We start from the raw sequence: 25,194 nt of genomic DNA on the forward strand, positions 1-25,194 counted from the left end.
GTGGCGATCGAGGTCTCGGCCGAACTGGCCAACTTCCTGCGCTTCCTGATCGGGGAGAAGTTCCCCCGGGCCGACGAGACCAACCTCTTCGCCACCGCCGAGGCGCTGCGGCGGGCCGCCGAGCAGGTGGCCGCGTCGGGCGAGACGTTCGGCGACGGGGTGCGGGCGTACCGGGCCGGGGTGAACGGGCAGGCCGAGGACTCCTTCGTCGACACGATGGAGCGCTACGTGCTGCACAGCCCGGGCTACCTCGGCCTGGTGTCGAAGTACACCAGCCGGATGGGCGACAGCTACCGGGGCACCGCGACCGAGGTGCAGTACGCCAAGCTGATGATCATCGCCTCGCTGCTCGCGCTGATGCTGGAGCTGCTGGCGGCCCTGGCGATCGCGTGGATCAACCCGGCCGCCGCCCTGGCCCGGCTGGCGATCGGCAGGGTGATCATGAGGATCATCTTCCAGAACGTCACCACCCGGGTCCTGTTCCAGGTCGCCGTGGCGCAGGCCGTCGGCATCGGGCTCCAGACGGTGATGGACCGGCTGGTGCAGCTCTACCAGATCCGCAACCACACCCGCGACGGCTTCAACGAGGAGCTGACCCGCGCCGCCGCCGAGGTCGGCGCGCTCGGCGGCGCGGTCGGCGTCGGCCTCGGCGGGCTGATGCAGGGCCTGGAGCGGCTGGTCCGGTCGACGAACGTGGGCCGGCGGATCGGGCTGTCGGCCACGTCGGCCACCCCGGACTCCCCCGGGTTCCGGCCCGGGGAGGCGGCGCAGGAGGTTCTCAACGAGGGCGTCAGCGAGTGGTTCACCGAGTTCCTCTACAGCGGCGTCAAGGAGGGCGAGTGGGAGGCCGACGGGGCGGCCGTCGTCGCGGGCGCGATGTCGGGGCTGGCGAGCGTCGCCGGCTCGGCCATCGGGCACGAGCTGCGCAGGGCGACCGGAGGCGACCGGGAGCGGACGCCGAAGGCGTCGGTGCCTCCCGAGCCGCAGCCGACGTCCGCCGCTCCGGCGGTCGACGAGCCGCTGCCGGCGTACGACCCGGTCCGTCTGCCGGCCTACGACGACCCACCGTCGTACGGCGAGGCGGTGGCCGGCTTGGCCGGCGTGGGTGTCGCACCGACCGGGGCGGGCGGCACCGGCACCGGCGGCACGACGCCGGGCGGCGCAGGCCGGGGCGGGGCGGGGGCCGGGGCCGGTGGGAGCGGTGGAAGCGGTGGGACCGGCCCGGCGGCCCGGACGGGCACCGGGAGCGGCCCCGCCGAGGTCGACGCCGACGCGGCCGGGCGGGCCGACGGTGGATCGACGCCGCCCGGGGAGCCGACCGGCCCGGAGCCGGTGGACCCGGCGGCCCTCGCCACCGGTGGCCTCTCCGGCCTGCCCACCGTGGCCGACCTGCCGGCCCCGCCCGGCCTGTCCACCCCGCCCGGCCCGCTCGGCCCGGCCGCCCCGCCCGGCCTGTCCATCCCGCCCGGCCCGTCCACGCCGCCCGGGACGTCTGCGTCGACGGGCCTGCCCCCGTCCTCGCCCGCCCTGCCCGGGACGTCCGGCGCGGCCGCCGGTCAACCGGGCGCCCCGGGCGCGGCCGGCGGTGCCCTCGCCGGCGTCCGGCCCGGCGGACCCGGTCCGGTCCCGGCCGGCGTGACGGACGCCGGGGCCGGCGGGCCGGCGGGTGCCGGGCGCACGTCCGGGGCCGAGCCCGCCGCGCCGGGCCGATCCGCGTCCGGCTCCTGGGCGGGCGGACCGCAGCCGGTCGGCTCGCAGGCGGTCGGTGCGCAGCCGGTCGGCGGCTCGGCGGCCGGGCCGCGGCCGGCCCCGGTGGACGAGGCGGCCACGGCCGGCGTCCCCGTCGTCGGTCGCCGGGCGGCCCTGGAGCAACGCCTGACCAGGGTGCTGCCGCCCTACGACGGCACGGCCGCGGACTGCGTGGTCCGGCTGGCGGCCGTGGTCGGTGAGTTCTCGGCAGCGCCCCGGGTGGCCCGGGTGACCCGGGACGACGCCACGCTCGACCCGGTGCGCCCGGAGCGGGAACTCGCCGAGCGGCTCGGCGTCGACTGGCAGCCGGTCGCCGACTGGGCGCAGGTCGTCGATCGGGTCAGCAAGGGCGGACCGAACGCGGTGGCGGCGGTGCTGGTGGAGCCGCCGAACGCCCCGCGCCACGCCTTCGCCCTGGTCAACGAGGGTGGCGAACTGTTCTGGGTGGAGACCCAGGCGACGCCGCACCGGCGGGTCCGGCCGGTCACGCGGCCGCCGGAGCTGCCGGTGGGCGCCCGGGTCATCGTGCTGGACGGGCAGGGCGCTCCGGTGCCGGCGGCACCGGACGACACGGTGGCCGTGCGGGCGCTGGTGGACCCCGCCACCAGCGCCCGGTACGGCAGGTCGCGCCCGGAGGCGGCCACCCCGCCGTCGGCCGTGGTGGACCCTGTGCCGCCGGCCGTGGTGGACCCTGTGCCGCCGGTCGTGGTGGACCCCGTGCCGCCGGTCGAGCGGGCCGCCTCCGGGCCGGAGCTGCCGGCCGACCTGGTGCAGGTGCCGGCGGACGGGCGCTGCCTGCTCTACGCCGTCCTCGCTTCGTCGCCGGGGCTGGTGGCGCACCGGCTGGCCCGGGCCGGGCTGCTGTCGCCCCCGCTGCGGAGCTGGCTGGCCGACACCGACGAGGTCCGGGCGACGATGAGCCGGCACGCCGAGGCGTACTCCACCGACCTCACGCCGCTGCCCACGGGCTCCCCGCCGGACCTCGTGGCCGCTGCCCTGGCCACGCTCGTCGGCCGCTACCTGGCCGCCCAGCGGGACATCCCGCCGGCCCTGGTCCCGGCGGTCCGCTTCGCGCTGGCCGACCGGCACCGGGAGGACCCGGGCCTGATGTCCCGTGCGGACCGGCTCGCCGAACTCGGCCGGCACGGGCTGGGCGACCTGACGGGGCTGGCCGACGACGAGCTGCTCGCCACCTACCTCGACTGGTACGCCACGCAACCGGGGCCGTTGACCGCCGACGAGATCGACGTGTTGCAGCAGGCGGTGGCCACCTGGTCGACCTCCTGGCAACAACCGGTCGGCACGGCCCTGCTGCCGCTGCTGGCGTACGCCCTCGACCTGCCGCTGAGCGTGCGCAGCCGCAGGGACGGCCGCGAGCGCGCCGGGTACGGGCCGACGGACGTCGCCCCGGTGACCATCTACCACAACGACGGTGACCACTACGACGCCTCGTCGGCCAACCCGGCGGTCCCGGACCTCCCCGACCTGCCCGACGTCCCCGACCCTTCCGTCCGCTCCGATCCGCCCGACACGGATCTCGACGGCGTCTTCGGGCCGGCGGTGCGGTCGGCCCGCATCACGCCCGGCGAGCGCGACGACGCCGGCGACGTACGGCTGAATCCGCTCTGGTACCGGCTGGCGGACTTCCCGGCCCACCTGCTCGACCCGGCGCGGGCCCGCACCTGGCTCTACGTGGTCGCCGAGGACGGCGAGGTCTACCTCGGCGCCGCCGACGCCGCCACCGCGATGCGGCAACCGGACTTCCGCGCCCTGCTGGCGGGGATGCGGCAGCACGATCCGGAACTGACCGCGACGCGGTTGCGGGAGCAGCTCGGCGGGCAGGGCCACGCCGGCCTCGCGGTCGGTTTCGACGCGCGGGGCCGGGCCATCGAACGGCACGCGCGGGTCGGCGGCGAACTGGCCTGGAACGAGTCGGCCCGGCGGTGGCAGGTCAACGACCGGTCGGCGCAGTTCATGGGCGCGGCCCGGCCGGCGGCCGCCCCGCAGGAGGTCCAGGGCTGGTTGGACTCGGTCGCGGCGGCGGTCGGCGGCCGGTTCGACCGGACGGTCACCCCGGTCCGGACCAGCACCGACGAGGACGCCGGCCCGCCGGACCCGGTCACGGTCGACTTCGCCGCCGGCGAGCGGGTGGTCGCGAACGGCCGGCGGGCCGAGCTGGACCCGTTCGTCGACCAGGTGGTCGAGCAGGTCCGCCGCGCGTGGGAGAGCGAGCGGCCCCGGGTGGTGCGGATCAGGGTCGAGGGCGGCGGCAACGGCGCCGGGCGGCTGCGGCTGCGGGCCGGCCGGACCGGCCGGCAGCGGGCCGCCTCGCTGGCGGAGCTGGTCGGCCGGGAGGTGGCGGCGCGGCTGAAGGCCGAGGGCATTCCGCTGCGGATGGTCCGGGTCGAGCAGACCAGCCGGGGCGCCGGCCGGTCCGGGATGTCCGGCGGCCCGCGCCGCCCGACGACCCCGCAGCAGCGCCGCCGGGCGGTGCTCTGGACCGAGCCGGGGCCCGAGTTCACCCGCCGCAGCCCCCGCCCGGACACCGCGCGGGCCGACCGCCCCGGCCGGGACCGTCGCCGCCTGCGCGCCTCCGCCCCGGCCGGCCGGCCCACCCCGGGCCGGCTGCGGCGGGATCCGGACGGCACCTGGTGGGTCGGCGACGGTCAGGTGGTGACGCACGACGTCCCCGGGCGACCGGGGAGCATCGCCCTGCTGTCGGACCGCGAGTGGCACCGGCTGGCCGGCGGCCCGGGGCTGCCCGACCCGGCCGACACCGTGACGGTGCTGGTGCACGGGGCCGGCGAGCGGTTCCGGGTGCCGCTGCGCCACGCCGGCGGCCGCACGAGCGAGGCGAAGCTGACCGTCGACGACCTGCACACCCTGCTGGAGTCGCCCGAGCGGGACGGCCGGCGGCTGGCGCTGCTCTCCTGCGCGGCCGGCCGGATCGGCGCGCGGTCCGTGCAGCGCCTGGCCGACCTGCGCGACACCGACGTGGTCGCCCCCGAGGGCGACCTGGTCGTGGCGGCCGGACCGGCGGGCCGCCTGCCGCTGTCGGTCGACGGCCGGCCGTGGGCGCTGTTCGTGCCCGACGCGACCGGGGCGTGGGACGTGGTCAACGACGAGATCGTCGACCCCGACGCGCCGGACGCGCCGGTCGTGACGCCCTTCGCCGGGTACGCCAGCCGGGCCGGGGTCGCCGACCCGGCCGACGTGCGGCTGACCAACGCCCCGTTGCCACCGACCCAGTGGGACCGGATCCGCATCGTCGGGGACGGGCTCTGCCTGCTCAGCGCGGTCGCCGTCGCGACACCCGAGGCGATGGCCGGCATCGCGGGCATGCCGGCGGACGCGGTGGACCGGCTGCACCGGGTGCGCCGCTCGCGGGCGCACGACGTCGACCTGACCGACATCGACGCGGCGCTGCGCGAGGAGATCTGGCGGCGGGTGGCCGACCCGTCGCCGACGATGACCGAGCTGTTCGACCACGTGGCGACGACCTGGCTGTTCCCGCCGGGACACGACGTGCAGGCCACCCTGCTCGACGTGATCGACACCTGGGACTGGCAGCGGCTGCTGCCCGGGCAGGACGACCCGGCGACCGGCGGCCGGGCCGGCGACGTGCTGCCCCTGGTGATCGGCGCGGCGCTCGGCCGGCCGGTGTGGCAGGGGCGGCTCGACCCGCCGTCGGCCACGGTGCTGTGGCCGGAAGGTGCCGGGGAGCCGGTGCAGCTGCTCTACAACGGACGCGACCACTACGACGCCTGGGTCCCGGCCGCGGCGGGCGACCCGGCGGCGAACGGCGACCGGGCCGTCGCGGCGGTCCCCCTGGGCAAGCCGCCGCAGGGACGGGGGGTGCTGAGTACCCCGCTGGGGCGGATCGTGCTGTCCCCCTGGGCGGACGGGACGCGGTCCACCGCCCTCACGAGGCTGTCCCGGCAGGTCGACGCCGTCGACCTGCCGGGCTGGCACCTGGTCGTCGCCGTGGCCGACGCCCGCCTGGCGTGGGTGCGCGGCGAGCGCGTGCCGGCCGCGTCGGTGCTGGACGCCGTGCTCGCCGGAGCCCCGCCCGTCGCGCCGTGGATGGCGACCGTGGCGGTCGACCCCCGCGCGCCGATGGTGCTCACCATTCCCCACGCCGACCCCGCCGTCGCCTGGGCGTTCGCCGGCTCCGTCGAGCGGGAGCTGCGTCGCCGCCTGGCCGCCGGACTCCCGGTGCCGGCCCGGCTGAGCGTCGTGGTCATGCCGCACGACCGGGTGCCCGACGAACCGGTGCGGATGCCCACCGTCGTACACCGGTTCCCGGTGCCGCCACCCGGCGAGCTTCCCCGGGCACACCTGCTCGACCTTCCCGACCGGGTGCGGGAGGCGTACGCCGCGACGCCCGGCTACACCGAGGGAGCCCTGCTCGGCGACGCCGGCTGGCGCGCGGGCCTGCCCGGCTACGCCCGCCGGGCCGCGACCGACCCGGCCGGGCCGCCGCCGATCGACGGCCCGCCCCCGTCGTACGAGCGGTCCGAGGGGGACGAACGCCGGCACGAGGGGCGGGTGCGGCGCGAGGCGGAGTTCCGGGCGGCGACGGCCGCGCAGGGCGACCGCGTGCAGGCCGAGCTCGACCGGCAGCGGGGCGAGCCGGCCCGGGTGGTGAGCGTGCCGGACTCCGGCCTGGCCGACGGGCTCGGCGGCCACCGGGGCTGGCTGCTGCGCGGGGTGTGGCCGGCGACCGCCGGGGCCGCCGGGGTGGAGCTGACCCTGGCGTCGGCGGCCGGTCCGGGCCGACCGGTCCGGGTGGCCCTGGCCGCGGCCGGGCCCGCCCCGGCGATGGAGGTGCAGGCCCTGCTGGAGTTTCCGCTCGGCCCGATGGCCGGCGCCGACTCCCGGCTGGTGCGGGTGGTGCCGCTGTGGCGCAACGACTTCGTCGACGGGCCGGTGGCCCAGCCGATCACCGATCCGGCGGAGCTGGTCGCCGTGGCCTGGGCGCTCCTGGTGGAGGAGACCGAGCAGTCCGTCACGGCCGAGATCATGGGGCAGCGCACCGACCGGCTCGACGGCTCCCCGCTCTCCTCCGAGGAGCGGGAGCTGCTGCGCATGCGCGTCGTCGGCACGGTCCGCAACCTGTTCGACAGGGAGCTCGGGGGGATTCCCGAGCAGGCGGCCGGGCTGGCCGCGCTCGCCGCGACGCCGGAGGCCACGCCGCCCACCGCCTACTGGCGCGACCCGCAGCTCCGGCAGTTGATCATGGCGCTGTCGTGGCAGCGGATGGCCACCGACCTCGCCGCCTACGTCCACCGGTTCGGGTGGCAGGGCGCGCACCGCATCGTCGTGCAGCCCGGCCGGCTCGACGCCGCCACCGGGCCCACCGGGCCGGGAACGGCGCTGGTCACGCCCGACGGCACCCGGTTCACCCCGGCGGAGTACCTGGCCCGCCTGCCCGCCACCGACGGCGGCACCCGCGTGCTGCTCCTTCCCGACCTCGACCAGGCCACGGCCGCCGAATCCGCGTTCGTCCAGGCGGTGGCGGCCGTCGCGCTGGTCGTCCTGCCCCGCAGCGGGCCGAACCACACCCAGTGGACCGTCGTCGGGCGCAGCGTCCCGTTCGACGCGCCGGTGACGCTGACCGTCGGGTCCCTGCCCGAGGCGCTGGCCCGCGCCGTCATGCACGCCGCGGACCCCGTCGAGGGCGGCCGGTTGGTCGACGCCATGTTCTCCGCCAACGTCCGCCAGCTCGCCGACGACCGCAACCGGGAGTGGCTCAGGGAGATCTTCGACAGCGGGCTGCTGCCCGTGCCGGAGGGCCCGTTGACGTTGCCGTTCCACCACCAGGTGCGCGACGAGCTGGACCTGCACCGGTTGCTGCGTACCACCGGCATCTGGATCGCCGACCCCTACCTGCCGCCCGCCCGCGGGCTGACGATCGAGATCCTCCAGCCGCGTCCGGAGCTGGTGCGGTCCGTCCAGGTCGACCACGAGGGGACGCGCCGCCGGTGGTACCTCCTCGACGGGGAGTACGCCCTCGCGCACCCGGAGACCTGGCGGCTGGCCGGCGACGGGTGGCCGGGCACCTCGGCCTGGTTGCTGTCCGCGAACCCCGGCCTGCGTCGATGGCAACCACAGGCCATCGCCCACGCCGCGGCGGAGCAGAGGCTGTGGCCCGTCACACCGACCCCGGGCCCGTGGCCCGGCCTGAGCCACCGGTTCGTGCCGGTGCCCGCCGCCGCCTTGACGCCGGTGCGGGAACTGCTCACCGGCCGCTCGGCGCAGCCGGGCGTGTCCTGGACGCACGCTCCCCGAGCGGGGAGCGCGCACCTGCTGCTGGTCGACGAGTCGGCCAGGTTCGTCCCCGGCGAGCCGCAGGCGTTCTTCCTTCCCCGCCCCGTCGAGCCCAGAGCGGCGGTGACGGTCCCGGCGGCGAACGACGCGGGCAGGGGGCTGGTCGTCGCCGCCGGCCGGATCGAGGGCGACCACCTGGTCGGTGACGGCTGGCGGGTGGGCGTCGACGAGGTGGTCGCGAGCGAGGCGCTGCGGGCGCACCCCCGCGCCGTCGTCCTCGACCGGCCGGCGCCCGCGCAGAGCCCGTTCGTCGAGCGGCTGCTGGACCGGGGCGTCGGCGTGATCGCGCCCACCCCCGACCTCGACGGCTGGACCCTCGTCTACCGGCTGGCCGGCTGGCGGGTCGAACTGTCCGGCCCGGACAGCGCCGGCCTGGTGAGCCTGCTGCGGCAGGAGTTCGACGCGAAGCTGCTGGAGGTGGCCACGGCCCAGCCGGCGACCGCAGCCGGGGCCGAGGTGCTCCGGGCGATGTTCGAGGTGCTCGGCCGGCCCTACTCCGCGCCGGCCGTGGACGGCCAGGTCCACTTCCACCTGGGCCGGTGGGAGTCGACCGAGCGGTTCATGGCCGACGCCCGGTTCAACCCCGTGCAGCTCTTCGGCGACCTCAGCGACCTGGGCGACCTCGGTGACCGGCCGCCGCACGAGCACCGGCTGACCGTCCGGGTGCCCGTCGACGACGTCCGGGAGCTCGTCCGGTGGTCCACCGAGGAGCACTACCTGGTCCGGGTGGATCCGGCGACGGCCGAGGTCGCGCCGGTCGAACGCTTCGTCGACACGCGGCTGACCGGGGACTCGCCGGTCGTGCGCTGGACGACCGACCTGGAGCTGGCGGCGATGGCGGCCGGCGTGACCTGGACCCTGCCGCACTCGGACGAGAGACGACAGCCGATCGCGCGGGCCGACGTCGAACACCTGGTGCGGGTGGCCCGGGAGCATCCGTCGTGGCGGCGTCTGGCCTGGTCGGTGGAGCTGTCCCCGGACCGGACGCCCCCGGCGACCGTGTGGTTGACGCCGGAGGCCTACACCATGAGCTTCTCGGTGGCGTCGGCCGCGTCCCTGGTCGTGGTGAGCATGCCGGAGAACGCCGCCGTCGCCGTCGACCGCTACGGCGACGGGGCGGTCCTCTGGTCGACCGGTCGTTCCGGGCTGCCGGCCGCGCTGCGCCGGGCGGCGGGCGTGGCGGTGCTGCCCGCCGCCCCCGTCGAGGCCGTCGTCCGGGCGGCCCTACGGGGAGTGGAGCCGACCGCCCGCATCGCGGACCTGGTGGCTCCGCTGCCGGCGGGGACCCGGATCGTCGTGGTGCCCGAGGAGGTCGACCTGCTCGACTCGGTGGTGGAGTTCTTCGACGCGGTGCACGCGGTGGTGATGCCCTCGCCGGACGACCCGTCCGAGTGGGCCGCGTACTGGCGTCCCGTGGGGGAGGACGCCGTCGCCTCGCTGACCGGGCCGGACCTCGCGTCGGTGGTGGCCGGCGTCGCCGGGACGGACCCGGCGTGGCGGGAGGCGCACCTTCAGCCCGCGGGGCCCCTGCTGGCGCTCCCGTCGACCGCCGTGCGGGCGCTGGCCGACATGGCGGCCGGCGCGTCGGCGAGCGTCGTCTTCGTCACCGCCGACGGGATCGCCGCCGCCGACCACGTGTTCGCCCTGCCCGCCGGCTCGGCCCACCGGGTGGTGGCCCCCGGCCCCGGCGGGGAGGCCGTCCTGCACGGCTGGGTGGTCGACGCGACGGCGTTCCCCCGGCTGCGACCCGACCTGGTGGCGACGGACCAGGGGCCGGTCGGCGCGGTGCTGCCCACCCTGCTCGACCGGGACCTGCCCCGGGCGGAGCGGGCCGCGCTGCTGGAACTGGCCCGGCTCGTCGGCGTCGGGCAGCCCGTCACCGACAACCCGCTGCGCCGCCACGGGCCCCGGGCGACCGACCGCACGTACGTGCCCGACTGGCAGGTGCCGTCCGGTGCGCCGGCCGGCCCGGCGTGGTGGCTCGGGGCGGGCGTGCGGGCCACCGAGATCACCTCGACCGCGGCGGGCCGGCTCCCCGCCCGCCGGACGCTGGCGTTCGAGGTCGACACCGCCGGGCCGGCGTTCAACGACACCGCGCCGCCGCAACTCGTGGCGGTCCCGTACCGGGACGGGCCGTTGCTGCTGGCGATGCCGGAGCAGGTCTGGGCGTGGGGGCTGGGGCCGCTGCTGGGCGAGCGGGGCGTCCTCGTCGAGCCCGGCGTGGTGACCGTGGACGGGGTGACCACCGGTCGGCCCGACGGGCGGGGCGCGCTGACCGCCGCCGCCTACCGGATGATCCTGCCCGACACCCTCGCCGGCCCGCCCGTCGTGGTGCTCCTCGACACCGGGGAGGCGGCGCAGACGTTCGCCCGTGCGCTCGCGGGGGAGGGGGCCGTGGCGCTGGTGCGGGCCGACGACGGCCGGTGGCGGGCCCACCACCCGTGGCCGAGCACCGGCGGAGTCGACGTCATGGTGGGGCCGGAGGCGTTCCGGCTGGTCAACCAGGTCGTCGCGGCGGCCGCCGCCGACCTGGCCGAGTTGGCCGGCGCGGTCAACACCCGGGCCCGCGTGTGGGGCTCGCCGACCTGGCTCGGCGGCGTCGACCTGCTGCGCCGCCTGCCGGGTCTGCCGGCCGGCAGCCGGGCGGAGCGGGCCGACCGGCTCGCCTCGGCCCTGTTCGGGATGGACCGGCTGCGGGTCGCCGTCGACGGGCACCGCGCCGGGCAGTCGGTGGGGGAGGTGCTCGCCCGGCTCGGTCTGCCCGGTCCGGTGGGGCAGGGCCCACTGGCGCTGGCCCGGCGTCTCGACGCGACGCGCACCCCGGTGGCGGCGGCCACCCTGGGCCTGCTGCCGGACAACACGGTCGCCCCCGTCTGGGTCGACGACGCCGTGGCGCTGGTCCACCGCGCCCCCGACGGCGGGCTGACGCTGCTGCGACCGGATGCCGAGCCGGCCGCCCGGCTGGTCGCGTTCGAGCTGGACGAGCTGACCGGACCGGTGTCGATGCTGCTGGCGCAGGGGCGGACGGTGGCCGTGCGCGTCGCGACGGGGCAGCGGGTCCTCGGCGGCCAGGCCGTGCCCGACCCGTCCACGGAGCCGGATCCGGACCCGTACCTGGACCCGGACCCGGACCCGCCGTCGGACCAGGACCAGCAGCCGGGTCGGGACCCGGCTGCGGGGCGGGGCCCGGATCCGGACCGGAACCCGCGGCGGGACCGGGACGCCGCCCCGGACCCGGCCCCACCGCCGCCCGGCCAGCCGGCTTCCCCGCCCGCCGCCGACGCCGCCGCCGACACCCCGCCACCGGCCCCCGCCGGGGCCGGGCCGTCGCCGTCGGCGGTCGACGCCGTACGCCAGGCGCTGCGCCGGCTGCCGCCGGCCCGCCTCGTCGCCAGCGGGCAGCCCCGCCGGCCGTCGCTGCCCCGGCTCGCGGAGTGGGTCGACGCGGTGCAGGTCGACGAGGCCACCGCCACCGCGGCCAGCTCCCGGCTGCGGGCGGTCGCCGCCTATCTCGCCCTGCACGGGCACGTCGGCGGCCTGCGCGTGACCGCCGCGACGGTGACCGGGTCGAGCCTGCCCGGGTTCCAGCAGGCGCTGGGCGGACGACCGGCGTCGCTCGACCTCGACCACCCCGGCTCGCTCATCCAGGCGTTGACGCGCCGCCCGGGGGCGATGGTCCTCGTCCACGAACGGCCGGTGGGCGCGCCCGACCGGGTGTTCTGGCTGGTCGCCGACGACCGGGACGGCACCGTGGTGCCCCGGGTGGTCGACCCGGGCCGCACCGGCGCGTTCGCCGGACCCGCCGCCGCCGACCCGGTCACCGCCGGGGCGCTGACCCGCCCCGGCACCACTGTGCTGGCGGTGGACGCCCGCGGCGACGCGATGGACCTGGCCGAGTTCCTGACGCCGTCGCCGGCCGGGATCGTCCGGGCGATCGACGACCCGGCGCTGGTCGTGGCCGACGCCACCGACCTCGTCCGGGCCGTGGTGCGGCTGGTCGACGGCTACTTCGGGCGGTCCCCCCGCCCGCTCGGCGCGCAGTTGACGGTGACCCCGGAGACGGTCACCGGCACCCTGACCGCCGCGCTGGGCGGGCAGTTCGAACCCCTGCACGACGTCGCGGCCACCGTCGACGCCCTCCGCGCGGCGCCGGGCTCGCTGGCGCTGGCCCACCTGCCCGGCACCGAGGAACCCGGCCGGCTCCTCATGTTCGTCGTGGAGCCGGAACTGGTGACGGTGCCCGCCCAGCTCAGGATCGTCGGGGTCGACGCCGCCGAGCTCGGCGACGCCGAGCTGACCCAGGCGCTCTCCACCGGCAAGGCCCAGGTGCTGCTGCTCGACCCGACCGGCGCGGCCCGCCGGGTGCCGGGCCGGGAACCCACCGCGGAGCAGGTCACCGCCGTCCGTGCCGCGATCACCGCGCAGCCGCTGCTGATCGGGGCACCGCACACCGGCCACCCGGCCTGGGCCACCGTGCTCGGGGCCCGGGTGGCCCGGCGGTTGCGCGCCCTGGGCGTGACCATGCCCACCGCCCGGCCCCTGCTGGACGCGCTCGCCGCCGACCCCACCGAGTTCCTGCACCACGGCTCCGGGCACCCCGTCCGGGTGGGCCGGGACCGGCGGTTCGCCTGGGTGCGGCTCGTGCCCCGCCCCGGCGACACCGACGAGGTGCGGTTCGCCCCCGGACTGGGCGGCATCGAGGACCGGCGCACCGTGGCCGTCTCGGCGTCGACGTGGGCTCAGCCGCAGGCCACCACCGCCCGGGTCGTGGTGCCGATCCCCGCCGGAGCCGTCGGGGTGACCGTCCTGGGCGGCGTGATGAGCAGCCGGGCGGTTCGCGCGATCGGGCAGTCCGTCACCACCGGGGACGCCGGGATGATGATCGGCGCGCCCGACTCGTTCCTCACCCGCAGCGCCGTGTTCGTCCAGGTGGAGATCACCGAACGGTCCGTCCCGCCGGCCTGGGCCGCCGTGCCGGCCACCTGGCTGCCCGGCGACGGCGACCGCTTCTGGTTCCGTACCCCGGAGGCACTGGCCACGATGCGGCCGATCAGCGACGGCAACCAGCTCACGGTGAGTCCCGCCGGGGCGATCTTCCTGCGGGACGCCGCCTACTCGACGCACGTCGTCGACGACGGCGCGCTGGCCACCGCCGCGCTCGCCGGCATCCCCGACGTCGTCCACCGCGGACGCCGCAGCACGGTGTGGCGGCTCTGGGGCGGCCAGCGGGCCCTCGACGCGGTGCAGCCCGGCGCGACGGGCCTGACCGCGACCAGCTCGTCGTGGCTGCGGCGACCCGGCTACGCCCAGGGGGTCCGGCCCGCGCTGCGGCTGACCCGGCTGACCCCGATCGGCGAGCTGCCCGAGTCGGCGGCGCTGCGTTCGCTGGCCACCGTCACCGCCGGTCAGTCGGTGCAGTCCGCGTCCGACCGGGGCGGCTTCCTCGCGGTGCTCGTCGGCCGGGCGTTCGGTCTGTTCCGGCTCTCGGCCGGGCCGAACGTCTCGGTCGTCGACCGGCGCTCGCAGGTCCTCGCGCCACAGTTCGAGACCGCCGCCGGGGCGGAGACGGGCGACCACACCCTCGGGCTCTACCTGGCCGAGTACACCGGCACGTTGCAGTGGAGCATGCACCGGTCGATCAGCAGGTCGCTGGCCTACCGGGGGCTGCGGCACGGGCCGCAGCCGGTGTCGGTGCGGACGCTGCTGGTCGTGCCGCAGCGGTACGTGACGGCGCTCGCCGAGGCCAGCCCGTCCAACCGGCCCGACCGCGACCTCGTCGCCCTGCTGGCCGACACCGTCGAGAACGACCCGGACGACGCGCGGACCCTGCCCGACCACCTGTGGCGGGGCGACCGGCTGCGGATCGGGCGCGGCCTGCTGCACGGCGGGGAACTGGTCGCCCGCCTCGTCGCCGCCCGGCTGCGGCAGCTCTTCGACGACGACCGCAACGCGGTGTACCGGCGGTACCTGCCCGACTGGGACGACCCGCGGGTGCAGACCGCCCGGATCCGGCAGGCCCTGGAGCGGCTGGGCAACGAGGAACGCCTGTCGGCGCAGAACAGCCCCAACCGCTACTCGGCCCGGCTGCTGGGTGCCGCCGACGGCGCGCTGCTGATCGAGCTGCGGGTACGCGACATCTTCTCCGGCCGCACCCTGGAGGTGCGGATCGGGTTGCGGCGTCGGCACCCGGACACGGCACCGCAGTACCTCGGCCGGCGGGGCACCCACCCCGACCCGGTCACCGCCGACGTCCCCGATCCCGGCGACAGCGAGACGAGCGAGTCGGAGGACGACGAGCCGACGGTGAAGCTGCGCACCAGCCAGGGCCGGGGTCAGGCGGCGACGAACCGGGCGGTCCGTAGCGTCGCGCCCGGCCTCCAACTGGGCGCCACGGTGGGCAGCGACGCGATCGGCGGGTCCGCCGGGATCGGGCTGCGGCTCCAGGGCGTCTGGCGCGACGTCATCGAGGTGACCCAGGGCAGCCAGGCCGGCGTCGTCGGCATCGGCGGCGGCGCGGTGGCCGTCTTCGCCGACGACGTCCGGCTGGAGCTGGCGGCCTCCGTCGTCGTCGAGTACCGCGGCTACCTCGCCGACGCCTGGCGGTGGCTGGCCGACCAACCCGTGCAGGCACGGACCCTGAGCTTCGCCGGCGGCGGCGCCATCGACCTGCGGCTCGGCTTCTCGGTGCCGTTCACCGAGACGATCGCGGCCGGGCAGGCGCAGCCGGTCGCCCTGCCGACGCCGACCGGCGCGCCGAGCGCGGGCATCGTGCTGCGCGAGGCGCTCGGCGAGCTGCCGCCCGCCACCGTGAGCCCGCAGCGGCACCGGCTGCGCACCCTCGGCGCGGCGCTGGCCCAGCACACCGTCACCCAGCACGTCCACGGCATGTCCGAGCTGCGCGACCACCTGCTCGACGCGTTGCGGGCCGCCACCGCCGACTACATGGACGCCGGGCACCTGCCCTCCGGCGCGGACGGCCGCCGGCGGGGCACGGCGTTCAGCGGCGACATCCCCGGCACCCCCCTGCACCAGTGGCTCAACGCCTTCGTCGACCAGGGCCACCTGGCGGCGCTGCTGGCGCCCGCGACCCAGCAACCCCAGCCGGTGCACGCCCCCAGCGTGGTCCTCGGCGACGACGTGCCGGTCACGGTGTTCGTCTTCGCCGAGGTGACCGGGCACGACCAGCTACCGTCCGGGGCGCTCACCGGCGACGGGTACGAGAGCGCCGTCGCCGGGTTCGCGGTGCGCCGTTCGGCGATGGAACGGGGCGCGCAGGCCCGGCTGGAGGTCGGCGGGGGCGGCGCGGCGTGGCGGGCGTCCGAGCACGCCGCGCACGCCGAACCCGGCCCGGACGCGGGGACGCCCGGCGGGCAGCCGCCGGCCCCGAACCCCACCCAGCCGGCCGCCCGCACCCCCACCCAGCCGCCGGCGGCCGTGGCGCTGCGGGCCTTCGGCCGCCGGCAGATCGAGTGGACCTCCGGCGACACCGTCCTCGCCGCGGCCGAGGTCGAACGCACGATCAAGCACTCCGGCACGCGTACGGTCCTGCTGGGCGTGCACGGCCGGCTGCGGGTGCACCTCGCCGTGGTGCTCACCGAACCGAAGTGGGTGCTGCCCGACCGCGTCTTCACCCGGTACCGGCAGGTCAGCGACGTGTCGCTGCTGGGTCAGATGTCGGCCGAGGAATACCGGCAGGCCCTCGGCACGGCCCCGGGCGGCTGGCGGCTGCCGCGCCAGGTCACCCCGCCGGCGGCGCAGCTGATGCACCAGACCCGCCGGCTGGTGGACGCACCGGCCATCGGCCAGGCCCTGCTGGGCTGGCTGCGCTCACTGCGCCTCGGCGGCGACGAGGGGCTGGAGCTGGTCGGCCAGGACCGCAACGCCGGCATGAACGTCGGCACCGTCCTGCACCACACCGATCCGGTCACCATCGCCGCGCACCTGGACGACCTCTTCGACGGCGGCCGCAGTTTCGTGCTGCGGTATCCGCGGCTGCTCAGCCGCCCGGCGGTGCAGATCGTCGTCCGGGCCGTGCCCGCCACCGACCCGCCGCAGGTCGGTGAGCTGCGCGCCGGCACCAGCACCCTGGAGGTGAGCACCGTCAGCGACGTGGGCGGCGGCCGCCAGTCGGGCGAGGCCGTCACCGACGAGGTGGTCCCGGTGGCGCACGTCGGGGAACGGGCGGCGCTCAACGCCCTCGGGACGCTCGGCCGCACCGAGGGCGGCCGGTCCAGCGACGTCACCGCCAGCCGGGCGGTGACCTCGGTGGAGACCTCCGGCCCGTGGCTGCCGGTCGACTACGGTCCGCAACGCCTGGTGTTCACGGCTTACCGTCGCCGGCAGGAGATCGGCCGGCACGAGATCACCGTGCCGCTGCGCGTCGAGACCGCGGCCGAACACCTGAACCTGACCTACCGGCCGACCGGCCCGGCCGTCGGGCTGCCCGACCCGGCCGAGGTGGCCGCCGCCCCGTTGACCCTGGGCGGCACGGGGCCGCTGCGGCTGGTCGCCATCCCGGCCGACGACTGGCTGGCCTGGCGGACCGGAGCCGTCAGCCTGCCCGGCCAGTTCGTGGCGCTCGGCTTCAACGGGGCAGCCGCCCTCCAGGCCGCCGCGCTGCGGGCGTTGCGGATCGTCGGGGTGGATCCGCTGGTCGGGGTACCCGGGTCGACCATCAGCTACCAGCTCATGACGCTGCTGGCGCGCACCCACCTGTGGGCCGCGACCCCGCACCGGCTGGCCGGCCCCTACGAGATCGCCCTCGCCGACGGGTACCGCCTCGTCCTGCACACCCGGGTCGTCTCGGTGCGGCTGGACACCGTGCTCGTGCCCACCGAGGGGCTCCGCGGCGGCGGCACGGCGGGCCGCCACGGCGACGCCCGGCTGGCGGCCCGCGCCGACACCGCGCTGCCGGACACCCTCGGCACCTCGGTCGGGTACGTGCCGGCCGTCGGCGTCACGGTGCCCGGCAACTCGGCGCAGCAGGAGAGCACCAGCCACCGTACGGACGTGATGCGGGGCGGACTCGACGACGAGGGCGGACGGGCGAAGGTCTGGTGGACCACCGAGACGATCGTCGTCGCCGAGCACACCGACCTCACCGGCACCCGCCGTACCGCCGTGCAGTTGAGCCTGGCCGACTCCCAGCCGGTGCTGATCGACCAGGCCGACGCCCTGGAACACCTGCTGGCCGGTAACGCGGCCGGGGCCACCGGGGTCGACCGGGTGGTCGTGGCCGGGCTCCTGGAGCAGGCCATCCACGCCGCGACGCAGGCGCAGAAGGCGCTGAAGACCTGGCAGGAGCTGGAACGGATCGCCCTGGTCGCCGAGTTCCCCGGCACCGCCGGCACCACCGCCGACACGGTCGCCCGGGCCGCCGCCACGAACGCGACCGAACGGGCCGCGGCGGAGGCCGCGGCGCGCCGCCGGTGGCTGGAGGCGCGCGCCGAGGTCGAACGGCTGGTGGCCCTGGCCGCCGGGCACCTTGACCGGAGCTCCACGGCGGACCCGGTCGCCGCGCCGCGCCGCCTCCCGTCGGTCGACGACACCGACCCGACGCCCCCCGGTGGACGTCCCGACCCGGCGGCCCCGGCGGCGGCCCGGCGCGGCGCTCCGGCCGAGCCGGCCCCCGCCCCGCCGGAACGCCCGGTGCCGCCGGCCGCGCCACCTGCCCCGCCCGCGCCACCTGCCCCGGCCGGTGCGGTCGCCGGCGACCGGTTCACCGCCCTGCCGCCGCCCACCGCGCAGGAGATCGTGGATGTCGACCGCAACGGCCTCTGCCTGCTCGAATCCGTGGTCCTCAGCGCCCTGCCCGAGGTGCGGGCCGTGCTGCCCGACGCGCACCGCGCGGACCTCGACGAGATCCAGGCGTGGCGGGACACCCGCGCCGGCGGCGACGTGACCCTGCCCACCCGCCTCCAGGCACGGGTCGTGCGGGTCGCCGAGGGGCTCCGTGCCCGGATCCTCGCCCTGGCCGTCGACGGCCGGCTCGTCGAGGTGGAGCGGGTGATCGCCGCCGACGGCCTGCTGGGCGAGGGCGTCCGCACGGAGGATCTGGTGCGCCGGCAACTCGTGCGGACGATCAGGAGCTGGCGGTCGGACTGGGCGAGCGACCGCGGCGACCTGCTCGTCCTGCTGCTCGGGGCGGCCCTGCGCCGGCCGGTGGTGGTGGCCACCGCGCTCCCGGCCGTCGGTCCCGACGGCGCGGTGACCCGCGGCTGGTCGACCCGGACGGTCTACCACCCGAGGTTCGACGGCACCGAGGCCCGGGTCGCCGACTCCCCCGTGCTGCTCGTCCTGGCGGACGCCCACTACCAGGCGTGGCTCCCGGAGCCCGTGGTGCTCGACCTGGCCCGCGCCCGGGAGCAGGAGGTCGCGCCGCCGCCGTCGGCCCGCCTCGGGCGGGACGACGCCGGCACCGCCGTCGGCCGCATCACCCTGACCGACGCCGACGTGCTCCTCGGCGACGCCGAGTCCACCGCTGCCGGGTCCAGCGACGCCGAGGGCGACGTCGAGACCAGCGACGCGGAGCCCGGCGACGCCGGGAGCGAGCCGGTCGACGTGCCCCGGCCCCGGCGGGGCGGCCAGGGCCGGCACCCGCTGACCCTGGCCGGGCTGGAGACGGCCGTGCAGGCGACCCTCGACGCGCAGGCCGCCGTCCGACCGGTCGACCCGGCCGCGTCGACGGCGGCCTGGAACCCGCCCGAGGACCCGCAGTCGTGCCTGGCGCTGGCCCGCCGGTTCGCCGCCGTCCTGCACCCGGGCGGCGACGGTTTCACCCGGCCGGGGCTGCGGGTCGGCCGGACCCGCGACGACGCCACGGTGGGTGTCCGCTGGGCCGGCGGGTTCGCCGGTGACCGGTCCGACTGGGTGGTGCTGGACTCCTGGGCGCAGGTCGAGGCCGCGCTCGTCGCCGCCCCGCCCGGCACCTCGGCCTTCGTCCTGCTGGAGCGCCCCGGCCGCGCCCCCGGGCACGCCTTCGCCGGCTACCGGCTCGACCGCGACACCGACCCGGTGCGCTGGGTCCAGCTCGGCGGAGAGCTGGGCGCGGTGCTGCTGCCGCAGGCCGCGGCGCGCAACGGCCTGCCGCGGCTCAACGCGCTCGGCCCGGAGGTCGCGGCCCGCGCGGTCCTGGTCGACCCCGACGGTACGGTCGTCCCGGGGACCCTGGTCGTGCCGGGGACCCTGGTCGACCCGGCGGCCCTGGTCGACGCGGCGGCGTCCGGGCCCGTCGCCTCGGCCTCGACGGCCCGCGCCATCGTGGACGCGCCGGTCGACCGGACCGTGCTGGGGCACGGCGGGGAGTTCGAGTTCTTCGAGACCCTCGACCTCAGCGCCGCCGCCGACATGTTCGACGACACCGGCGGGGTATCCCTTCCCGACCTGGCCCGCACGAGCCAGCTCGCGGCGGACCCCGCGGAGACGATCGTCATCGAGGTGGAGACCAAGACCTACTACCGCGACGGCCGCGACGGCCAGCTCTACCGTCAGCCGGTGCCGGCCGAGCGGACCGACAGCACGGACGAGGAGGCCGGCGGCCCGTCGCTGCCGCTACGGGTCCCGGAGAAGGTCGCCATCCTGGAGGTCATCGTCGGCGTCGTGCCCGACACCGACGCCGAGGCGGACGTGCACCGCGGCGACGAGTCGCTGTTCCCGTCGATGACCGCGTTGGGGGAGGCCCTGTCGAGGCTGACCGGGCCCGTCCCGTTCGGGCAACTGCTGGCCGAGGTGCAGGCCGCGGGCCACCTCTCCCAGGTGGCGCTGACGCCGCTCGGTGAGCGGGTGCTGATCGGGCCGCGGCCGTCGGACAGCGAGCCCGGCGCCCGGGTGCACCACAGCGTCGGCGTCCCCCTCGCCGGAGCGCACTCGTTCCTGAGCTACGTGGCCCGGCACACCTGGCGCAGCCCGACGAGCGTGGCGCCCTCCCACGCCCGTCCGCACCTGGAGGACGCGCTGTACTTCGGCGACGTCGTGGCCGAGCACTTCGCCGCCGAAGGGGGCAGCCCGGCGGACGTCGCGGAGCTGCGCGGCGTCGCCACCGTGCTCTACGCCAACACGGCGGGCGTGACCGGGCGCTGGCTGCACCCGGGGCTGGTCAAGGAGAACGTCGCGGCGCTGTCCCGGCACGACATGGGGTCGCTGCTCGGGGAGCTGTCGGATCCGACGGTGTCGTTCCTCAGGGAGCACTTCCCCGAGATCGCGCAGCTGTTCCGGGCGGTGTTCACGGCCCGCTTCCCGGATCTCGAGGAGCGCTACGAGCTGACGACGGGCGGCAAGCTGGCAGGTGACTTCTTCGATCGCCAGGGACTCGTCCACCAGAAGAAGAACAGGCGCAAGCGTTATTCGATCATGGACTACCTCGGCGGACTCGTCGGCCAGCATGTGGGGTACGGCGGGATGACCGTGCTCAGCAGTCTCGACGACTCCAACGGCGCGCTGCCGCTGATGGTGCTGGAGGTCCGGTACTTCGGGGCGCAGCACGTCGACGGCGTCGCCGCGCAGGCCGAGGCCGAGGCGCTGCGGCGGGCGGCGGGGGCGGCCTTCGACGAGGCGCTGCGGGCCACCGGCACGGCGGTGCACCGGCCGGGTGGCGTCCAGCTGGCCCTGCCCTCGGACCAGCGGCTCTGGCCGATGTGGCGCATCGACGGCCCGCCGGGTCTGCTCACGGTCGAGCTGCCGCTGGACGAGTCGGACTGGTCGCTGCGTCCGCTGCTGCCGGTGGACGACGGGGTGACGGCGATCCGCGTCGTGCAGCGGGCGAGCAGCCCCGAGCACGTCGTCGTGCTGCAACGCCTCGCGGACCTCACCGGCCGCCCCGTCTACGCGCTGGCGGCGGAGGCGACGGCGAGCTGGGACCCGGGCCTGGAGGACGTGCGGGTCGACGCGCCCGACGACGTGCGGCCCTGGCTGGAGTTCCTGCCCGCGGCGTACGACGACGGCAGCGCCACGACGTCGCGCTGGGCGACCGGCCCCGAGGGGGTGCTCACGCCGGTGCGCGCCGGCGTCGACCTGCTGCCCCCGGTGACGGTCCACCTGAACGTCCTGCCGCCGGGCGAGGAGCACAGCCTGCCCACCGTCATCGGCACCCAGGATCCGGACGTGCTCGACCTCGTGCCGCTGATCCAGGGCCCCCCGGGCTACCTGCTGGTCTTCGCCGGCCTCGACGCGTCGACGGACGTGCCCGGCTGGGCGGCGGACGTCGTCCAGGTGATCACCGCCCAGGCGGCGCCGGTGGAGGGGATCCTGCTGGTCGGGCACCCGTGGCCGTACCTGGCGGCGCAGAGCCTGGCCGACCTGCTCGGTCAGCGGGTGGCCGAGCAACCGGGGCTCCTCCTCGCGCCGGTGGTGCTCACTCACGTGGGGGACGTCGAGGTGTCGGTGGGAACGGGTGCGGTCAGGACGGTGCCGGTCGACGGCGAGGGCGCGGAGTCGGGTGGTTGGCGGGTGTTCCGGCCGGAGGGCGCGGGCCGGGCGGGCGCGGTCCCGGGTGAGCTCCGTGCGGTGATCGCGGGTCCGAGCGTGGAGGCGGCGCAGTCCGAGGGCGGGTCGGATCCGGCGGGCCGGGGGTCCGCGGGTGCGGGCTGGGTGCGGTTGCGCACCGATCCGGGTGCGGTGGTGCGGGGGGTGGGTGAGCCGCCGGAGTGGACGGTGCGGCGGGGGATGGCGTCCGTGGCGGTGCGTGAGCATCACTGGTCCGATCCGGTGGGTCGGCCCGGTCCGGAGCCGGGGGACCGGTACGAGGTGGTGTCGCGGTTCGAGGCTCGCCGGTTCCGGTTCGGCGGTGGGCCGGTGACGGATCTGACGGTGCGGGTGTGGCTCGATGGTGATCGTGACGGGGAGCTGTTGGCCACCCTCCAGCGGGGGGTGGAGCGGGTGTTCAACGGTGGTGGTTTCGCGGGTGCTTCGGCGTACGTGTTGCCGACCGGGCGTGGTGATCGGCTGCACGTGACGGTGGCGCGGGCGGCTTCCGCGGAGGACGCGCACCTGCGGGTGGAGGTGATCGACGAGGGGCCGACCGACCAGGTCCACTGGCGGCGGGACGCGTTGGAGGAGGAGGTGGCGCATGAGCTGGGTCATCAGCTCGGTCTGCGGGAGGAGTCGCAGGACGACACGGCCCCGCACCGCGCGAACGTGCCCGGCAGCCTCCCCGGCGACCTCGCCCGGGTGCCCGGCGACGCCTTCACCGACGAGGAGCGGGCAGCGCTGTCCGACGAGGAGCGGGCCGAGCTCCGGGGGATGCAGTGGGCCGGGCTGCGCTCGCGGCACCTGCACCTGCTGGCGGCGTTGATCGGGGAGCCGGACGCCGCCGGGGAGTACCGGGGGGTGGACCCGGCCGTCCGGCGGATCGGCGTCGCCCCGTTCGCGCCGAAGCGGGCCACGGACCGGGCGGGGCAGCAGCCTCCGGCCGCCGGGCCGACGGCGTCGACCACGGCGACGGAGCTGGACCGGACGTGGCAGGACCTGCCCGAGCGCTCCGGGTTCGAGCACCCGTTTCGCGTCGGTGCCGCCTTCGCCGTCCGGGCGGTCCTCGACCGGGTGGAGTTCGTCCGGCGGCCGTGGGACCTGAGGACGCTCGACGACACCCTGCCGGCGGCGACCTCCGAGGGACACCAGCGGGCCACCCCGCCCGAACCGGTCGGCGACTGGGCGGTCCTGACCGCACAGACCCGCGAGATGATCGCCCGGCGGGCCGCGCTGGTCACCTCCTGGCTGGCCGGCTCGCCGTCGCCGGTGGCGCCCGGCACGGCGCTGGAGTTCGGGCTGACGCTGCGGGTGCCCCAGGAGATGCTCGACGATTCCCGGGACGGCGCGGTGGCCCGCCTCGTCGCCGACACCGCCGCCGACTTCCTCCGGGGCCAGCTCGACGCCCGGCTGCCCGTCGGGATCCCCCCGGTGCGGGTCCTCGTCGAGGTCACCGCCTTCGACGGGGTCGTCGACGGGCTCCGCGACCGGGCTGAGCTGCAGGTCGAGCTCTCCCTGCGCCGGATGGTCCCCGGCCCGGCGTCCGCCGACGCCCCGCTGCCCCGGGGCGCGGTCGGAGGCGTGTACGACGGTCGGGACCTGCGGGGCGACATGCTGCTGCGGATCACCGAGGCGCGGCAGGCCGTCGCCGCGTTGCCCGCCGGGGGGACCGAGACCACCGCGGCGGTCGTCGTCTACCAGCTCGCCGCCGTCCTGGTCCGGCTGCTGCCGGTGCTCGCCACGCCGACCCTGGCCGTCCCGTTCACGGCCCGCGCCGAAAAGGTGACCGGCGTGCTCGGCGAGTTCGGCTGGCTGGTGGGCCAGTGGGCCCGGCACTGGCGTACCGGGGACGCCGACGGCGCGGCCCTCGTCACGCGCGCCGCCGGGGCGCTCGACGCGCTCGCCGACCTGGTGCCGCTGATCGACCTGGCCCCGGCCGCCCACCGGGACCTCGACCTGCCGCCGCTGGTCGACGGCCACCAACCGGGCGACACCGACCACGCCGCGGCGCTCGCCCGGTTCCGCGCCGAGCTGGCCCGACTGCGGGACGCCACCGGGACCGCGCTGGACGCGCCCGTCATGCAGGTGTACGGCTGGCAACTGCTGACCCAGACGCTCGGGGCGCTGTGGTTCGGCGAGCCGGAGCGCCCCGGCCCGATCGCCAGCGGACGCCTCTTCGGGGCCGTCGTCGCGGCGCTCGACGCGTACCACGAGGTGGTTCGCGGGCTCGGCGACGCGACCCCGGACCTCGCGGCGTTCGACCGGGCCGCCGAGGCCGTCGGGGTGCTGGCCCGCGGGATGCGCCCCAGCCTCGACCAGGCGGCGGTCGACCACGCCCTCGCCAGGCTCGACGACGCGCTGGCCGTGGTGGGTCTGCGCACCGACCCGCAACTCGACCGGCTGCGGTCGAACACCCGCGAGGCGATGATCGACGGCCTGGTCGACGCGGCGACCGCCGCCCTGGACACGTTCCGGATCAGCCGCGACCCCGGTCGGTCCGGCCTCGCCGGGATTCCCGGCGCGCCCGGCCCGCTCGCCGACTGGATGACGCTGGTGCGCACCCTCCAGCGGATGACCGTGCTCTGGGACGGCGGCGAGCCGGACCGGCCCCGCCTGCGCGCGATGCACGACCTCGCCCGACAGGTCCGCGACGGCATCGCCGCCGGTCGGGCCGACTTCGTCCGGCTGGTCAACCGGGACGATGTCGGCGGCGACCCGAGGGACGTCTCGAACCGGCTCCTCGACGACCGGCCGGCGGCACCGGCCGCCCCGGACCGGCCGGCGGCGGGCGCGGGCGCGCCCGGGCCGGCGCGGCCCCGACCCGGCCAGGTCCGGCTGCACCTCGTCGTCGAAGCCCCCCGGGGACCGGCGGGGGCGGTGGCGACCGACCTGCGTCCGGACCCGGCCACCGGGCGGATCCTGGTCACGACCGCCGACCCCCACTCCCCGGTCGCGGTGTTCGCCCGGCCGGAGACCGCGTACGCGGTGGCCCGGGGCATGGCCGACCACGTCGCGCAGCTCGGCCTGCCCCCCGGAGACGGCCCGGTGGTGCGTCAGTTCGTGGTCGACGCCGACGCGTTCACCGCCCCGTCCGACGCGCGGGTGTACGTCTTCCCGGCCCGCGACTTCGCCGCCCTGGTCGACCGGGCCGAACCCGGCTCGCTGGCCAGCTACGCGGCCGACCCGGAGACGGTCGACGGGCGCGCCCGTGCCCTGGACGCGCTCGCCGCCGGCACCCCGGCCGTCAGCGTCGAGGAGGCCAGCCGGATGCTGCCGACGGACGGGCCGAACGCCCGCCACCGACCGCGCCCCGAGCCGGCCCCGGCCGCCGCCGTCGTCGCGCCCGACACCGTGCCCGACACCGCCGCCCGGCGGGACGCCACGCCGCCCGGGGGCGTTGCGCCGGGCGGGGACGTCGTGCCGGGCGGGGACGTCGCGCCGGACCCGGCACCGCCGGACACCGTCGTCGTGCCGGACACCGTCGTCGTCCCGGGCGTCGGCGACGTCCTGGTGGCCGGCGGCACCGGCCTGCCGGTATACCCGCCCGGCGCGCAGCCGGCGACACCCGCACCGGGACCGGACCGCCCCGGCAGCCCGCCCCGGCGGCGGAACCGCACCCCCCGCCCCGTGCCGGACCGGGGGTGAACCGGCCCG

1 protein-coding gene is annotated in these 25,194 nt (G+C 77.4%); it reads left to right on the forward strand.

From position 1 onward, the window contains the following. Entirely contained in the window at window positions 1-25,185 is a 25,185-nt protein-coding gene (locus O7633_RS32205) for a toxin glutamine deamidase domain-containing protein (RefSeq protein ID WP_282325093.1), read from the forward strand. The last annotated feature ends 9 nt before the right edge of the window (window positions 25,186-25,194 follow it).

Source organism: Micromonospora sp. WMMD712, from assembly GCF_029581295.1.
GTDB classification, from domain to species: domain Bacteria; phylum Actinomycetota; class Actinomycetes; order Mycobacteriales; family Micromonosporaceae; genus Micromonospora; species Micromonospora carbonacea.